The organism is Shewanella xiamenensis, from assembly GCF_014647135.1.
Classification (GTDB): domain Bacteria; phylum Pseudomonadota; class Gammaproteobacteria; order Enterobacterales; family Shewanellaceae; genus Shewanella; species Shewanella xiamenensis.
This window is the reverse complement of record NZ_BMOP01000007.1, coordinates 115621-132208: the sequence shown is the minus strand read 5'-3', so window position 1 is coordinate 132208 and position 16588 is coordinate 115621. Positions and strand designations below refer to the sequence as shown.

The window sequence follows — 16588 nt, the reverse complement described above, 5'->3', positions numbered from 1 at the left end:
CATTTGGCTGGCTTTTCTGCCGCGTTATCGTCCGTTTATGTAGAATAACTACACGGCACGGACTTTGCCTTGCATAAAAGCCAGCCTAATTGCTGCAAAAATAACCCTGAAACGTCAACACGCCCTAATCATTCAGCCTCTTTACATAGCGCACTTAACCACAGTCTATCCCCCAAGATTGCCTTACGTTTATTCTCTGTTAGTATATGTATAAATTAACAGTGATTGAGTGCTAACGACTTGCAGCAATTGGATCTTGTTCCGATCACCGAACTCAAGGGCGTCGCCAAAAGAGTCGCGGAAAAACTCGCCAAACTCGGCATCACAACAGTACAAGATCTGCTGTTTCACTTGCCCCTGCGCTACGAAGACCGCACTCAAATCTATCCCATCGCCGCACTCATGCCCGGAAATTACGGCACCATTGAGGCCGAAATCCAGTCGACTCAAATCCTTCAAGGCCGTAAACGCATGCTCGTCTGCAATGTGCGTGACGATACTGGCAGCATGAGCCTACGCTTTTTTAACTTTTCAATGGCGCAGCGCAATGCGATGCAAAATGGATTAATGATCCGTGCCTATGGCGAAATTCGTCGCGGAAGTCATCAAGCGGAAATCGTGCATCCCGAATATAAAATCGTCTATCCGGGTGAGGATATTCACCTAAGCGATACACTTACGCCGATTTATCCCACCACCGAGGGCTTAAAACAGGCGAGTTGGATTAAGCTCACCGAACAGGCACTTGAATTATTAGAAGATGGCGGCTTGACCGAGTTATTACCCGCCCATTTGCAGCCAAACAACATGAGCCTAAAACAGGCGCTGCAAACCCTGCATCGCCCCCATGCGGGGATTTCACAATTTGATTTAGAGCTTGGTCAACACCCCGCGCAGCAGCGACTGGTGCAGGAAGAATTACTCGCCCACAACCTGAGTATGCTACGCCTAAGACAACGCAGTAACCTCGACGCCGCCGTGACCATGCATGCCACGGGGCAATTACTAAACCCTTTTCTCGCCTCACTGCCCTTTAAACCCACAGGCGCGCAGCAACGTGTCGTTGCCGAGATAGGTAAAGATTTAGCACAACCGCACCCCATGATGCGCTTAGTACAAGGGGATGTCGGCTCAGGCAAAACCTTAGTCGCCGCCCTCGCCGCCCTTCAAGCGATTGAAAACGGCTATCAAGTGGCCATGATGGCGCCCACCGAATTACTCGCCGAGCAGCATGCAGCTAACTTTGCCGCGTGGTTTGAACCACTAGGATTAAAAGTCGGTTGGCTTGCGGGTAAGCTTAAAGGCAAGGCGCGGGCGCAATCTTTAGCGGATATTGAATCTGGCGCAGCGCAAATGGTGATCGGTACCCACGCCATTTTTCAGCAACAGGTTATCTTCCATAGGCTCGCCTTAATTATCATCGACGAGCAGCACCGATTTGGTGTCCACCAGCGAATGGGACTCAGGGAAAAAGGTATCAATCAAGGGTTTCATCCCCATCAGTTGATTATGACGGCAACCCCGATCCCACGGACGTTAGCCATGACAGCCTACGCCGATCTCGACACCTCGATTATCGATGAGTTACCCCCAGGGCGCACACCCGTCACCACAGTCGCCATACCCGATTCGCGCCGTAATGAAGTACTCGAGCGCGTCCGCAACAGCGTGATCACGGACAAGCGCCAAGCCTATTGGGTCTGTACCTTGATTGAAGAATCCGAAGTCCTCGAGTGCCAGGCCGCCGAAGATACCGCTGAAGAATTGCGCCAAGCACTGCCGGAGCTGACCATAGGTTTAGTACACGGCAGGATGAAAAGTGCTGAAAAGCAACAAATTATGGCGGACTTTAAAGCGGGAACCATCAACTTATTGGTGGCAACCACAGTAATTGAGGTCGGCGTCGATGTCCCTAACTCTAGCCTGATGATAATCGAAAACCCCGAACGATTGGGACTTGCACAGTTGCATCAACTGCGAGGACGAGTAGGGCGCGGTGCCGTAGCCAGTCATTGTGTGTTACTCTACAAGGCGCCACTGAGTCAAACCGCAAGTCAGCGGTTGAATGTCCTGCGGCAGAGTAATGATGGTTTTGTTATCGCACAGAAAGACTTAGAGATACGTGGTCCCGGTGAAGTGTTAGGCACTAAACAGACTGGGCTAGCCGAACTTAAGATAGCTGATTTAGTTAGAGATCAAGCGCTTATACCACACATCCAAAAGCTTGCGAATCATGTGATGTCGCAAGCACCCGATGCGGTTGATGCCATTATTCATCGTTGGCTTGGGCATAGGCAACAATATGTTCAAGCGTAAACCTTAAGCTAACCCCTTCAAGGTAAAATAAATTCAACCTGTTCAGCTAACCGCTATGGACAAGCGCGTGTAAACTTGCAAAATGAACTTGCAACCTAAAAGGCGGCACTTGCACTTTAATGTTAGCTGCATGATATTCACCACATTACCTTGACACTGAAGCGAAGGATGTAAAATGCAAGTTAATCAAGATGATAGAATTACACCTCAAGAGACCTCGTCTAGCAGTAATCGCTTTGCATTGATTGCGATTGTGCTCGTCATCCTGCTCTCTGCGGCAGGTTATTACTACTATAGTAAAGATGACTCACCCAAACTCATTCCTAATGCACCGATAGTACTACCAGAGCCACCATCGTCAGAACCGCTTACTCTGGAAACAAACCCTGAGCCTGAAGCCACTCCAGTGGAAAACGTAACACCACAAACGACCACGACGGAAACTGACTCAACCACCACCGTTGAGCCTCAAGCGCCCGTAGAAACGGTGCCAAACTTGCCTGAGAGTGATGCTTTTGTGCATCAAAAAGCACTGGCACTTATCAGCAATAATGTCGTAGGTTCATCCTTAGTCACACAAGATTTGATCCGTCAGTTTGTAGTCTTCGTGGATAACTTGGCGCAGGGCGAATTGACCCGCAAAGTCAGCCCAATTAAGGGCCCTGAAAAACTCTTTACCGTGGCGGAAATCACTAACAAAGTGTATTTAAATCCAGAGAGTTACCACAGATACGATGCCTACGCGACCGTCATTGCCAATATGGATGAGCAAAGCTTAATGCACACCTACAAGCAACTCACGCCGCTATTTGATGAAGCCTTCGCTGAACTGGGTTATAGCAACGCCAAATTCAATGACAGAATGCTACAAGCAATTAAGGTAATGCTCGCAGCGCCAATTATTGAAGAGCCCATTGAGCTGAGTTCAATTAGCGTCAACTATCGCTTCGTTGATCCCAATTTGGAAGCCTTACCTAGTGCCCAAAAACTGCTTGTTCGTATGGGACCAGAGAACACTCGTAAAGTGAAAACTGCACTGCGTAAAATGGAAAGCCAACTCGCACAATAGATTGATATTCAATCAATAGTGGCATTATTAATAATAAACAGGCGCCTCGAGCGTCTGTTTATTATTGATATCAGAGCCTGTTCAACTGAGGTTAAGCCACTTAGTCTACACTCCCTGTCTTTATCCCGTTCTGAAAACTATGTTAGCCAACAGTGACAAAGCAAAATCTCATTGCATTTTATTAACCTTACATATGCAAATGACTTCATTAAAACTAAGGACTTAGTGTAGAATGTGCCGTTCAATAAATGGGGGAATTGTGTTCGTTCATCCAACGAGCAAATAGCGATAAGCCAGTCAATTCATTAATGTTTTCGCTTAGTTAGGGATAACTAAGACAGCTTTAAATAGTGTCGAGGCAAAGTAGTGCAACTCAGATTCAGCATCCTCTCTTGGGGGGCGTGGGCTCCAAACTATCAGCAGCATGATGACTGGCAAACTTGGTGCAAGCACTCGGCTGAAACGACCAAAGAGGCTTCACCCACTGACAGCATATCTCCGGCACTTCCCCTAGTGCCAGCCATGCAGCGTAGACGCTTTAGCCGTTTAACAAAAATGATGCTGGATGTCAGTTTTCAATGTGATACGCCACCAAACTGCCGCTCGATATTTGCTTCCCGCCACGGCGAACTGCATCGCACTATTGGCTTACTCGAAGATATTATCGCTAAGCAACCGCTTTCTCCCTTAGGTTTTAGTCAATCCGTGCATAACACTGGCAGTGGTATTTTTGGCATTTTACACAATAACACCGCTCCTTCTACCTCAATTGCCGCAGGCACTGAAACCCTTTCCCAAGCCATGGTGGAAGCTTTCGCCCAGCTACATCAATCAGCAGAGCCGTTATTACTGATCTTTGGCGATGATCCTGTGCCGCCGGTATACGATGAGTTTACCCAAGAGTATGAACTCCCCTTAGCCTTAGGTTTTACCCTCGCGCCTGCTTGTCCTAGCTCGTCCGTAAAGCTCACGCTAAGCCAACTGACTCAAGCACAGCAACAAGTTACTCCTGCGCTGTCCTACGGCATGTTGATCCATGCTCTAGCGACCTCACAAAACATTGCTGGCTGTTTATCCCATTGGCACTGGAGCGTAGAACATGGCTAATCCCGCTCCACAGGGGGCACAGTTCAATGTCGCTTATACGCTGCCCGAAAAACGCCGCACGGGAATCAAATATATTCCCCGTTGGCTCGGTGGCGTCAGTTGCTATATTGCCTTTGGTTTAGGTGGACTGTTAAGTTCGCTCACCATATTGCCGTTACTGCGTTTTTGGCCCGGCACACCTGAGGCGAGGATTATCCGCGTGCAAAAAGCGGTGCACACTATGTTTAAAGGCTTTGTCGCTATGTTGACGTGGGCTGGGGTGATCAACGTTAGCACCCATAATGCCGAGCAGTTACATAGCGCCAAAGGGGTGATAGTCATCGCCAATCACCCGAGTCTCGTCGATGTGGTGGTGTTGATCAGCCTCATGCCCAATGCGGGTTGTATCGTTAAACAAGGCCTTTGGCGTAATCCGTTTTTACGTGGTGTGGTTTCCTGCGCAGGTTATATCCCGAATCGCGGCGCAGAGTTGATGCTCGAAGATTGCCGCGAAGTGCTCGCCAGAGGCACTAATTTAATTATCTTCCCTGAAGGTACGCGCACAGTATTTGGCTCAATAATTAATGAATTTGCCCGGGGCGCCGCCAATATTGCTATTCGTACCCAAGCCGATATTTTACCTGTGGTTTTGCGCACCAATGTGCGAGGTTTGACAAAGGAACAGCCTTGGTATGAGATCCCAAGGCAAACCATGGGAATGGCCGTCGAAATCGGCAATCCAATTCCTCACCAAGCCTATCAAGCCCCTTTGGGTGAGCATGCGAAAATGGCCCGACAATTAACTCGGGACCTTGAACAATATTATCAACAACAACTCGAAAATAATTATGACTTTACACAACGAAATTAAACAGTTAATTATCGACTGCCTCGACCTAGAAGATGTCAGTATTGATGATATTGAAACCGATGCCCCCCTATTTGGTGACGGACTCGGACTCGATTCTATCGACGCCCTCGAGTTAGGTTTAGCCATCAAGAAAAAGTTTGATGTCAAAATCGAAGCCAACTCGGATAGCACTAAGGCGCATTTTTACAGTGTGGCCAGCCTTGCTAAATTTATCGAATCACAGCGCCCATAGGAGAGGAAAATGCAAAACCGTGAACAAATCCTCGCTATGCTGACCACGATTTTAGTGGATGAGTTTGAAATAGATGCCGATGCGATTACCCCTGACGCCAATCTTTACGAAGAGTTAGATCTGGACAGTATTGATGCCGTCGATCTGGTGATTAAGCTGCAACAACTGACAGGCAAAAAAATTCAACCCGATGAATTTAAATCCGTTCGTACCGTCAATGATGTGGTCAACGCCATTGAAGGCCTAGTAAAAGACTAATGCGCGTCCTGCTACAGGTGCTCACCGCACTCGCGCTGATCGCCTACCCAGTTGCCGTGTATTTGGGGCTAAACTATCTACCCGCAGGCACAATCGCCCTAGTGCTTTGCCTGTTGTTAGTAGTGCGTTTAATGCTGCAAAAGCAAAAGGTTAAAACCTTAGTCTTGCCTTTGCTTGTGGGGATCTCGCTCACTGCTGGCAGTTTTGTGGCAAAACGCAGCGACTGGCTGTTGTATTACCCGGTGGTGATTAATCTCACCATGTTAGCCCTGTTTAGCTACTCGCTATACCAAGGCCCAAGCATGATAGAGCGGCTCGCGCGGTTAAAAGAACCCGACTTGCCGGATGAAGCCATAGGCTACCTTAAAAAAGTCACCCTAATTTGGTGCGGCTTATTTATCCTAAATGGCTCAATGGCGGCCTATACCGCCGCATTTACCAGCTTAGCAACTTGGACCTTGTACAACGGTTTGATTGCATATGTACTCATGGGACTGCTCCTCGGTGGGGAATGGTTATATCGCAGCTTTTGGTTGAAGAAAACATGACACAGCTACTCAAAAACTGGTTAATCCAGGGGCCATTCGCCCAACAACTGATCAGCTTTAACCACCATGACATAGTCACAGGTACCTTGTTTACCAATCAGGTGGCCCATTTTTATGAGCAGCTGCGCCAAGCGCCTGAGCGAAAATGGCTACTGGCGAGTGATACCAGCGATCTGTTTGCCGTTGGCCTATGTGCCGCACTCTTGGCAGGCAAAGAAATTATTTTGCCGCCCAACACCCAAACCGGCACCTTGAGCGAATTAACACACCAATTTGAAGGCATATTGTCCGACAAGCCATTGTGCGAGAGTCACGCCTTTATCCTATTGAATAAAGAGCTGAGTCTGCCCACAAAATCTTGGCCCAAGAGCGACACCTTTGGTGAACTGGTGCTGTTTACCTCGGGCAGCAGTGGCGAGCCTAAGGCCATTCGCAAGAGCTTAAGGCAGCTCGATGCCGAAGTGACTGTGCTCGAGCATACCTTCGCCGAACATTTGCCCCATTGCAGTGTGGTCTCAACCGTTTCCCATCAGCATATCTATGGCTTGCTGTTTAAAATCCTCTGGCCCTTAGCCGCCAGTCGCCCCTTTTTAAGCGAGCAAATTGAATATCCAGAGACCTTAAGCTACTACACTGCGCTGTTGCCTAATCTGTGTTTGATCAGTAGCCCGGCACAATTATCCCGTTTGCCTAAGGCGCTGGAGCATGAACGCCAACTGCGCTCACCCAGCTTAGTCTTCAGCTCCGGCGGCCCCTTAAGTTTCACCGCCGCCCAGGGTGTCGCCCAATGTTACGGCCATTTACCCATAGAGATTTTTGGTAGCACCGAAACCGGCGGTATTGCCTATCGCCGTCAAAATGAGGCCGATGAACCTTGGCAAGTGTTTGAACAAATTATCATAGACCAAGACGCTGACGATGGCGCCCTGCTGCTGAAGTCACCCTACTTGGCCGACGATCAATGGTTACGTTGCGAAGATAAAATCGAACCGACAGCCAATGGCCAATTTAGACTCAAGGGCAGGCTCGATCGCATCGTTAAGATTGAAGAAAAACGCCTGTCGCTGGCGCAAATGGAGACATTGCTCTGTAGCCACGCCTATGTCGAGCAGGCCGCCTTGGTCGTATTGCCCCAGTTTAAATCCCAGTTAGGAGCCGTCATTACGCTATCACCATTGGGCCGTAGCGTGCATCAAGAGCAGGGAAAACTCAGTATCAACAATGCCTTAAAAGCGCATCTACTGACCCAATTTGAACGAGTAACCTTACCGCGCCGTTGGCGTTACCCCGACACCCTACCGTTAAACACTCAGGGTAAGCGTGTCGCAGCCCAGCTAGTTGAGTTATTTGACCATGATTAAGTCGAGTTTACCGCCGATACTCACATCAGAGATCGGCCCTGATAGCATTGAATTACGCCTGCTGGTCGCCGCCGATCTCGAATATTTTAACGGCCATTTCCCCGAGCAAGCCGTACTCCCCGGCGTGACCCAACTCGATTGGGCCGTGCGCTTAGGTTGCGAGCATTTTGGTTACAACGCTGCGGTCGCTAATTTAGAAGTACTAAAGTTTCAACAGCTTATTCTACCAGGGCAGGAAGTGACCTTAGTCATCAGTCACAATGCCGCCAAGGAAAAACTCACCTTTGCCTACAGCGATGGCGACCACCGCTATGCCTCAGGCCGTATCAGCTTTGCCAGCAAGCAAGGTGATGGAGCGGCGCAGTGAGCGACGGTATGAACGACATAATGTTAGCCCCGCCAAGTGATTTAATGGGCCCAGTCCCAATCAAGCTGGCACTGGTGATCCCCAATTACAATCACAGCGCCGCGATCGCCCAGACCTTGGACGATCTCGCCACTCTTAATCTGCCCTGCTATTTGATTGACGATGGCAGTAATGATGAGACCCGCTATCTGCTGCAATCCTTGGCGGAGCAACACGATTGGGTGACCTTGCTGCAACACCCCTACAACCGAGGGAAAGGTGCGGCAGTGATGACAGGGCTTCGCCGCGCCTATCGCGATGGCTTTACCCATGCGCTACAGGTCGATGCCGATGGTCAGCATAATTTAAGCGATATCCCCGCGATGCTCGCCAAAGCGCAGGCTAAGCCGGATGCGCTGATCTCGGGTAAGCCCGAGTACGATGAGTCCGTCCCCAAGGGGCGACTCTACGGCCGTTATCTCACCCACTTTTGGGTATGGGTCGAAACCTTAAGCTTTGATATTCAAGATTCTATGTGCGGATTTAGGGTGTATCCATTAGCTGCCACCGAGCGTCTCTTCAGCCAACAAGCACTAACAGAGCGGATGGATTTCGATATCGAAATTCTGGTAAAACTCTACTGGCAAGGGGTGGAAATTCTGTTTCACCCCACCAAAGTGATTTACCCTGAAAACGGCGTCAGCCATTTTCAAGGTGTGGCCGACAATGTGCGTATCACTAAACTGCACACGCGGCTATTTTTCGGTATGCTAAAACGTCTGCCGCAGTTGCTGCGCCGTAAACAAGCGGCGAAATCGACGTCATCTGCTCATACTGCGACCCATTGGTCTGCCATGAAGGAGCGCGGCAGTTATTGGGGCATCAAACTATTAGTCGAAAGCTACCGTTTTGGTGGCCATTGGCTATGCCGCGCCATTATGTATCCCGTAATTTGCTACTTCTTCCTGACCGGCAAAGTCAGCCGCGAAGCCTCATTGGATTTTCTGCGCCGCGTGCAGCGCCTCGAGCCACGGCATCCTCAGTTAAATCAGCCCGTTGGCTGGCGCGACAGCTTAAGCCACTTTATCGCCTTTGGTAATGCGGCGCTCGATAGAATCGATGCTTGGTGCGATCGCATTCAATTAAGCCAAGTCGATTTTCCCGACCGCCAAGTGCTCGCCGATCAGCTAGAAAGCGGCCAAGGTGCCGTGCTGCTGGTGTCCCACTTAGGCAATCTCGAGCTGTGCCGCGCGATTTCAATCCACCAGCGTAAGGTCAAAGTGAATGTCATGGTGTTAACCAGCCATGCCGAAAACTTTAATAATGTACTCAAACAGTTAAATCCCGATAGCTCGCTGAATTTGATCCAAGTGACCGAGCTAAATCCCGCCACCTCCATGCTATTGCAGCAAAAAATTGAAGACGGCGAGTTAGTGGTGATTGCAGGGGATAGAACCTCATCCCACGCCCAAGGGCGAGTCGTGTACGCGCCATTTATGGGTCAAGATGCTGCCTTCCCGCAGGGGCCCTTTATTCTGGCCGGACTCTTAGATTGCCCGGTTTATCTGATGTTCTGCCTGCGTGAGCAAGGGCGTTATCGAGTGCATTTAGAGCGCTTCGCCGAGACACTTAAAGGCCCACGAGCGGGCAGAATGGAACGACTCCAACAGGCCGTTTATTGCTACAGCGAACGCCTCGAACACTACGCAAGGCGTGAGCCCTTGCAATGGTTTAACTTTTTTGATTTTTGGCGGAATGATAACCAGGTTAACCGCGCGACATCCGCCCACAAAACGACAGCAGCACTCCCGGAGCAGGAGCGCACTACAGACAGGACAGAGCATTTATGAGCCACGCAGTTACTCACACGACAACCACTGAGCAGCCAATCGAATTTGGCCGTCAGTCACTCACATTAGAGCAAGTCGTCGCCGTGGCTAAGGGCGCCAAGGTCAAACTTTGTGATGATGCCGATTATCAAGAATATATCCAAAAAGGCGCCCGCTTTATCGATAGTTTGCTGCACGAAGAAGGTGTGGTCTATGGCGTCACCACCGGCTATGGCGACTCTTGCACAGTAAATGTGAGTCTTGACTTAGTCCACGAGTTGCCGCTGCACTTATCCCGTTTTCATGGTTGTGGCCTTGGCGAAGTCTTAAGCGTAATGCAGGCGCGCGCCGTGATGGCTTGCCGTTTAAACTCCCTCGCGATTGGCAAATCCGGCGTGACATATGAGTTATTAAAGCGCATCGAAACCTTGCTTAATCTCAATATAGTACCAGTGATCCCAGAGGAAGGTTCGGTTGGTGCCAGCGGTGACTTAACGCCATTGTCTTACTTGGCCGCCGTGCTAGTTGGCGAGCGCGAAGTGATTTATAAGGGTGAGCGCAGAGCCACCCAAGAGGTTTACCGCGAGCTGAACATCACGCCCCATGTGCTGCGCCCCAAGGAAGGTTTAGCCCTGATGAATGGCACGGCGGTGATGACGGCATTAGCCTGTTTAGCCTTTGATCGCGCACAATATTTAGCGCGTTTAGCCAGCCGCATTACCGCCATGGCGTCGTTAACCCTCAAAGGTAACTCTAACCATTTCGACGATATTCTGTTTGCCGCCAAACCCCATCCGGGACAAAACCAAATCGCGACTTGGATCAGGGAAGATTTGAACCACCATGTTCATCCCCGCAATTCAGATCGTCTGCAGGACAGATATTCCATCCGCTGCGCGCCGCACATCATTGGCGTATTGCAGGATGCGCTGCCCTTTATGCGCCAATTTATCGAAACCGAAGTTAACAGCGCCAACGATAACCCCATAGTCGATGGTGAAGGCGAGCATATTCTCCACGGCGGCCATTTCTACGGTGGACACATTGCCTTTGCGATGGACTCCTTGAAAAACACTGTGGCCAACATCGCCGATCTCATCGACCGCCAAATGGCATTAGTGATGGACCCTAAGTTTAACAACGGTTTACCCGCTAACCTTTCGGGTTCAACTGGGCCACGCCGCGCCATCAACCATGGCTTTAAGGCGGTGCAAATCGGCGTTTCAGCTTGGACGGCAGAGGCGCTCAAGCACACTATGCCCGCGAGTGTTTTCTCTCGCTCAACCGAATGTCATAACCAGGACAAAGTCAGCATGGGCACTATCGCCGCCCGTGACTGTGTGCGCGTATTGCAACTAACAGAGCAAGTCGCCGCAGCAGCCCTACTCGCCATGACTCAAGGCATTGGTCTGCGTATCAAACAGAATGAGTTAGACGAAGCCTCGCTGACGCCTTCGCTGGCGACCACGCTCGCCCAAGTGCGCGCCGATTTTGAGCCATTAGTCGAAGACAGACCGCTCGAAGCCGTGCTGCGCCAAACCGTTGCGAAAATCCAAGCGGGCGAATGGGAAGTGTGCCGATGAAAGCCTTGCTCAGCATAGAAATGGACATGCAGATCCCCTTCCACGATGTGGATTCTATGGGGATCACTTGGCATGGTAATTACCTGCGTTATTTCGAGATTGCCCGCTGCAAATTACTCGACGAGTTAGGCTACAACTATCGCCAAATGCAGGCCTCGAACTACGCTTGGCCGATTATTGATTTGCAGATCAAATACGTTAAAGCCAGCACCTTCGAGCAAAACATTACCGTGCGCGCCGAGTTGGTCGAGTGGGAAAATCGTCTAAAAATCAATTATCAAATCCGTGATACGGCAACCGGTGAGCGAATTACCAAGGGCTATACCATTCAGGCGGCGGTGGATATGACGAGCCAAGAAATGTGCTTTGTGACGCCAGAGATATTCCGCAGCAAAATCGCCCCGCTGCTTGCAAAGGCGGATAGCGAATGATTGCCTTCCTCGCACGAACTAAGTGGTGGCAAGGGTTCTGCCAAAGCCTACTAATAATCTGCACACTGCTGTTTGGCTCGGTACAGGCGCAGAGCCTCGCCGATTCGAACCTCACAAGTTCGAGCCAATATCAAACGCTATTTGCCCAAGGCGCAGATAACGGCGCATTGCTCGCCCTTAGCCAAAAGCTCAATCTTGGCGAGACGGTTCGCGGCCACTTTGTGCAATCGCGCCAACTTAAAGTGTTAAAAAAGCCCCTCGAGAGCCAAGGCCAGTTTGTATTCGACAAGGCACAAGGGCTGATCTGGCAACAACTTAGCCCCTTTGAGTCCTTGCTGATTTTAAAAGATAAGCAACTGATCCAAAAAGATAGCCAAGGGCGAGTGCAAATCAGCCAAGCCGATACTTCGGCAAGCGCGGCGGCCATGGGGGATTTGTTACCGACTCTAGTGAATGCCATGCTGGGCGGCGATATGTCGGGCTTAAGTGCAAACTTCGAACTGCACTTTTTAGCCCAAGAACCCTTGGCGCAAGACAAGTCGTCACAAGAAAGCTCAAGTTCAGGCAGCGCAAACTGGCAGTTGGGATTAACCCCTAAAGATCCGCTGATGAAGAAGGCCATCGCCCACATGGTGCTCGAAGGCAGTGATACTCTACATGCCTTAGTGCTACTCAGCGCCAATCCGAGTGTGAGCCCGCAGGATATTACCCGTATCGATTTTAGCGAGCTGCGCCAAGGTCCACTGAGTGAGGCTGAGTTAGCCCAATATGCCATCAGCCAGACGAGTTCTAAAGACGCGGGTTCAAGGGAGTAAGGCAGAATCATGGCGCCCAAGATTGCCACACGTATTGGCCATAGCCTGATGCAAACCTCGACTAAATGGCGCTTCGCTATTTGGCTGTGTTTGATGCTGGCGGCAAGCCTATGGACGCTGCAACTGTGGCAAAATGGGGCTAAGGTTCAAAGCGATATTCTCGCCATGTTGCCCCATCTGCAGCAGGATGCGCTCACAGCGCGCGCCCTCGAGCAAGTGGAGTCAACACTCGCCGATCAAGTGTATCTTGCCCTGATTGCCAAGGATGAAACGCAAGCAATTGCGGCGGCAACGCTCCTGATGGAGCAGCTTAAGACTCAAAATACCGCCTTTACCGATATTCGCAGTGCCGACATGCAAATGGGTGAAGCCCTAGGCCAATATTATTTTCCCCATCGATTTAAGCTATTAACCTCAGAGCAAGCCGATGCGTTAACCCATAATGGCCTCGATAGCTTAGTTGCCTCGGCCACACAACAGCTCTACAACGCCTTTAGTTACGCCAATAGCCAACTGCTCACTCAAGATCCTTTGCTGTTATTTCCCGCCAATTTGCTCGCCCTCGCACCCAGCTCGAAACTGAGCGCCAAGCAAGGGATTTTACTTGCTCACCCCAACCAAGGTGTTGATAACAGTAAGGGCGTGGCCGCTATTGTGATGGCAAAGGGTAAAGACAGCGCCTTTAATCCTAATGCCCAACTCATTCAGCAAGCAGCGTTAACACAAGCACTTACTACAGTCACTGAGCAATATGCCGGCATACAAGTGTTACAGGCGGGCGCGCTATTTCATGCTATAGAAGCAACGAATACCGCTAAGAGTGAAATCTCTGTCCTTGGCCTCGCCTCTCTGCTTGGGGTGGTGTTATTAGTTTGGCTGGCGTTTCGCTCCGTCATGCCGCTATTGCTTGCAATAGTGACAATATCCAGTGGTTTACTGCTGGCGGTGACCTTTACCCTAAGCGTGTTCGGGGAGCTGCATTTGCTCACCCTCGTCTTTGGCACCAGCCTGATTGGGATTGCTATCGACTACAGTTTCCACTTTTACTGCGAGCGGTTAAGCGATCATCAGCGTAGCGCGCAGGCGACCGTGGCCTATATTTTCCCCACTGTGTCGCTCGCCTTTATCACCAGCGCCTTGGCCTATGTCGGCATTGGCCTCGCGCCGTTTCCCGGCATGCAGCAGGTGGCGATTTTCTGCGCCTCTGGCTTACTCGGTGCTTACCTGACGTTAGTGCTGGCTTACCCACTCTTAGCGGGCAGCAAGTTACCTTCGGGAGAGCGTCCGCTAAATCTTGCACAGGCCTATCTTACGAAACTCACCGGATTCTCAAACAAACTGGTGTCGCCATGGGGATTGAGTCTATTCACCTTAGTGTTCGTAGGTGTTTGTCTGCTGGGTATCAGCCAACTTAAGGTGGATGATGATATTCGCCATTTACAACAAAGCCCTGCGAGCGTGACTGAGCCTGAAGATAAGCTCAGAAAACTCCTCAGTGGTGGTACGGATAACCAGTTTTTATTGGTGCGCGCATCGAGTGAAGAAGCCTTACTGCAACGGCTCGAAGCCCTTAGCCCACAGCTCGATGCTGCCATAAAACAGCAAGAGCTGGGCAATTATGTCAGCCTCAGCCGTTACCTGCCGAGCAAGCAAAAGCAAGATGCGGCGTATCAATTACAGAGCGAGATTTACCAGTCGCAATTAACCACAGTACTAAGCCACATTGGCCTTGATGAGAGCCTAGCGCCAAACCTTTCTGCCGCCTATCTTGGCGCCAAGGATAGCTATATCACCCCGGCGGATTTTTTCGAACTGGGCTTTGGTAAACAGCTAGCGCCACTTTGGCTTGCACCACTGGGATTAGCGCCGCTTGAACACTCAACGGAGCCAACGGCCAATCCAGATAATACACAGCGAGGAAGCGACAGCCATGGCGCTATAGTGTTGCTCGGTGGTATTGAAGATATTGCAGCTCTCAAAGCGCGCTTTGCCAAAGATCCGCAAGTGCAACTTATCGATAAAGTCGCGGATATCTCCACCGTGATGGGGCATTATCGCCTGCTCACCCTTAAATTATTGGGGCTAGCACTGGTTATCGCGCTCTTGCTATTTAGCCTAAGTTTTGGGCTCAAAAAGGCCACTGTGGTTGTCGCCGTGCCGGCACTCGCCGCGGTACTTACCTTAGCCATTTTAGGCTTAGTCGGCTCACCCTTAAGCTTATTCCATGCGCTGGCGCTGATTTTAGTCTTCGGGATTGGGATAGATTACAGCTTGTTTTTTGCCGCCGCAGCGCAACATGGCAGGGCGGTGATGATGGCGGTGTTTATGTCCGCCTGCTCGACCCTATTGGCCTTTGGCTTACTCGCCTTTAGCCAAACCCAAGCTATTCATTACTTTGGATTAACCCTATCCCTCGGCATAGGCTTTACCTTTGTACTTTCGCCATTGATTTTGACCACTCGCCAGGTTTTAACCACCAACAAGGTCTCGATACCTACAAGGAATGTTATTTAAATGTCTACCTCTACCGCGGCTAGATCCACACCGTCTCACTCCCTTTGCGTCGATGTCGCCATTATCGGCGCAGGCCCTTCCGGCTCGATTGCAGCAAGCCTGCTACATAAGCAAGGCAAACGCGTATTAGTGCTAGAAAAACAACACTTTCCACGTTTTTCTATCGGCGAGAGTCTACTGCCCTGCTGTATGCAATTTATTGAAGAAGCGGGCATGTTAGAGGCGCTGAATGCCGCGGGATTCCAATATAAAAACGGTGCAGCCTTCCGCCGTAACGGGGTGTATACCACCTTCGACTTTACCGACAAATTTACCCCAGGGCCGGGAACAACCTTCCAAGTACAACGGGGAAACTTCGATAAATTACTCGCCGATACTGCGGCAAGTTTTGGGGTGGAGATCCGTTACGGTGAAACCGTTGAGGCGATAGAGTTAACTGCCGCACCTCGTTTAACTGTGCGTAACGAGCAGGGCGAACTTTACCAAGTCGAGGCCAAATATGTGCTCGATGCCAGCGGTTTTGGCCGCGTATTACCACGGCTGCTCGACCTCGAAACGCCGTCCTCACTGCCGACTCGCAGCGCCATCTTCACCCATGTGGAAGATAACATCAGCGATCCCAACTTTGACCGGAATAAGATTTTAATTAGCGTGCACCCGCAGCATCAGGATATTTGGTACTGGTTAATTCCCTTCAGCAACGGCCGCTGCTCACTTGGTGTGGTAGCCGAACCGCAATTGCTCGCGCGCCTCGAAGGCGATTTAGAGCAGCAGTTAATGACCATAGTCAACGAAGAGCCCGGCCTTAACGCACTGCTTGCCAATGCCAAAGTCGCCCAGCCCTGTGCGACACTCAAAGGCTACTCCGCCAACGTCTCGCGCCTCGCTACCGATAAGTTTGCGTTGCTGGGCAATGCCGGCGAGTTCCTCGATCCGGTGTTTTCATCGGGCGTAACTATCGCGATGCAGTCGGCATCCATGGCAGCAAAATGCGTGACCAAACAACTTAATGGTGACACAGTGGATTGGCCTACCGAGTACTCAGCGCCGTTAATGCAAGGGGTGAACACCTTCCGCACCTATGTGCAGGCTTGGTACGATGGGCGCTTCCAGGATGTGATTTTTTATGAAGATCCGAATCCTAAAATCAAGCAAATGATTTGCTCGATTTTGGCGGGCTATGCTTGGGATGTGCAAAATCCCTTTGTTAAAGAATCCGAGCGACGTCTAAACATGGTGGTCGAGCTATGTCGGCAGGATGCTGAACTCATCACCGCCGAACCAGCAATCAGCGAACTCACAATCAACGAATTAGCCGAGGTGTAATTC

Annotated in this window: 15 protein-coding genes; all 15 read left to right on the top strand. The window is 50.5% G+C overall.

Annotated elements, in window-relative coordinates; genetic code table 11:
• The first annotated feature begins 240 nt into the window (after nt 1-240).
• The 15 genes from recG to IEY09_RS08800 all read left to right on the top strand — a co-directional run bounded on the left by recG (nt 241) and on the right by IEY09_RS08800 (nt 16585).
• Nucleotides 241-2316 (top strand): ATP-dependent DNA helicase RecG, encoded by a 2076-nt coding sequence (gene recG / locus IEY09_RS08870; RefSeq protein WP_188870746.1) that lies wholly within the window; start codon nt 241-243, stop codon nt 2314-2316.
• 175 nt (nt 2317-2491) lie between these two features.
• Nucleotides 2492-3385, top strand: a complete 894-nt coding sequence (locus IEY09_RS08865; protein ID WP_188870708.1) for a DUF3014 domain-containing protein — start codon at nt 2492-2494, stop codon at nt 3383-3385.
• A gap of 366 nt (nt 3386-3751) precedes the next feature.
• Nucleotides 3752-4492 carry a beta-ketoacyl synthase chain length factor gene (locus IEY09_RS08860; RefSeq protein ID WP_188870706.1) on the top strand — a complete coding sequence of 247 codons (741 nt, stop codon included), beginning with the start codon at nt 3752-3754 and terminating at the stop codon, nt 4490-4492.
• Nucleotides 4485-5342: a lysophospholipid acyltransferase family protein gene (locus IEY09_RS08855; protein ID WP_188870704.1), complete on the top strand. Its 858-nt coding sequence runs from the start codon at nt 4485-4487 to the stop codon at nt 5340-5342. The genes IEY09_RS08860 and IEY09_RS08855 overlap by 8 nt, the downstream gene beginning before the upstream one ends.
• Nucleotides 5320-5574, top strand: coding sequence for a phosphopantetheine-binding protein (locus tag IEY09_RS08850; protein ID WP_011074022.1), 255 nt, complete (start codon nt 5320-5322; stop codon nt 5572-5574). Before IEY09_RS08855 ends, IEY09_RS08850 begins: the two co-directional genes overlap by 23 nt.
• A 9-nt stretch (nt 5575-5583) precedes the next feature.
• Nucleotides 5584-5832 carry an acyl carrier protein gene (locus IEY09_RS08845; protein ID WP_011074023.1) on the top strand — a complete coding sequence of 83 codons (249 nt, stop codon included), beginning with the start codon at nt 5584-5586 and terminating at the stop codon, nt 5830-5832.
• The gene (locus IEY09_RS08840) at nt 5832-6380 is read left to right on the top strand and encodes a COG4648 family protein (RefSeq protein ID WP_109277615.1); all 549 of its coding nucleotides are present in this window, start codon (nt 5832-5834) and stop codon (nt 6378-6380) included. Before IEY09_RS08845 ends, IEY09_RS08840 begins: the two co-directional genes overlap by 1 nt.
• Nucleotides 6377-7741 (top strand): AMP-binding protein, encoded by a 1365-nt coding sequence (locus IEY09_RS08835; protein WP_188870702.1) that lies wholly within the window; start codon nt 6377-6379, stop codon nt 7739-7741. The genes IEY09_RS08840 and IEY09_RS08835 overlap by 4 nt, the downstream gene beginning before the upstream one ends.
• Nucleotides 7734-8108: an ApeI family dehydratase gene (locus tag IEY09_RS08830; RefSeq protein WP_188870700.1), complete on the top strand. Its 375-nt coding sequence runs from the start codon at nt 7734-7736 to the stop codon at nt 8106-8108. Before IEY09_RS08835 ends, IEY09_RS08830 begins: the two co-directional genes overlap by 8 nt.
• A gap of 20 nt (nt 8109-8128) precedes the next feature.
• Complete coding sequence (locus IEY09_RS08825; protein ID WP_188870744.1) at nt 8129-9937, top strand: glycosyltransferase family 2 protein; 1809 nt, start codon at nt 8129-8131, stop codon at nt 9935-9937.
• Entirely contained in the window at nt 9934-11499 is a 1566-nt protein-coding gene (locus tag IEY09_RS08820) for an HAL/PAL/TAL family ammonia-lyase (RefSeq protein WP_188870697.1), read from the top strand. Before IEY09_RS08825 ends, IEY09_RS08820 begins: the two co-directional genes overlap by 4 nt.
• Nucleotides 11496-11930, top strand: coding sequence for an acyl-CoA thioesterase (locus IEY09_RS08815; protein ID WP_011621149.1), 435 nt, complete (start codon nt 11496-11498; stop codon nt 11928-11930). Before IEY09_RS08820 ends, IEY09_RS08815 begins: the two co-directional genes overlap by 4 nt.
• Entirely contained in the window at nt 11927-12745 is an 819-nt protein-coding gene (locus tag IEY09_RS08810; protein ID WP_188870695.1) for an outer membrane lipoprotein carrier protein LolA, read from the top strand. Before IEY09_RS08815 ends, IEY09_RS08810 begins: the two co-directional genes overlap by 4 nt.
• A 9-nt stretch (nt 12746-12754) precedes the next feature.
• Nucleotides 12755-15259, top strand: a complete 2505-nt coding sequence (locus tag IEY09_RS08805; RefSeq protein WP_188870693.1) for an MMPL family transporter — start codon at nt 12755-12757, stop codon at nt 15257-15259.
• The gene (locus IEY09_RS08800) at nt 15260-16585 is read left to right on the top strand and encodes an NAD(P)/FAD-dependent oxidoreductase (protein ID WP_188870692.1); all 1326 of its coding nucleotides are present in this window, start codon (nt 15260-15262) and stop codon (nt 16583-16585) included.
• Nucleotides 16586-16588 lie beyond the last annotated feature (3 nt).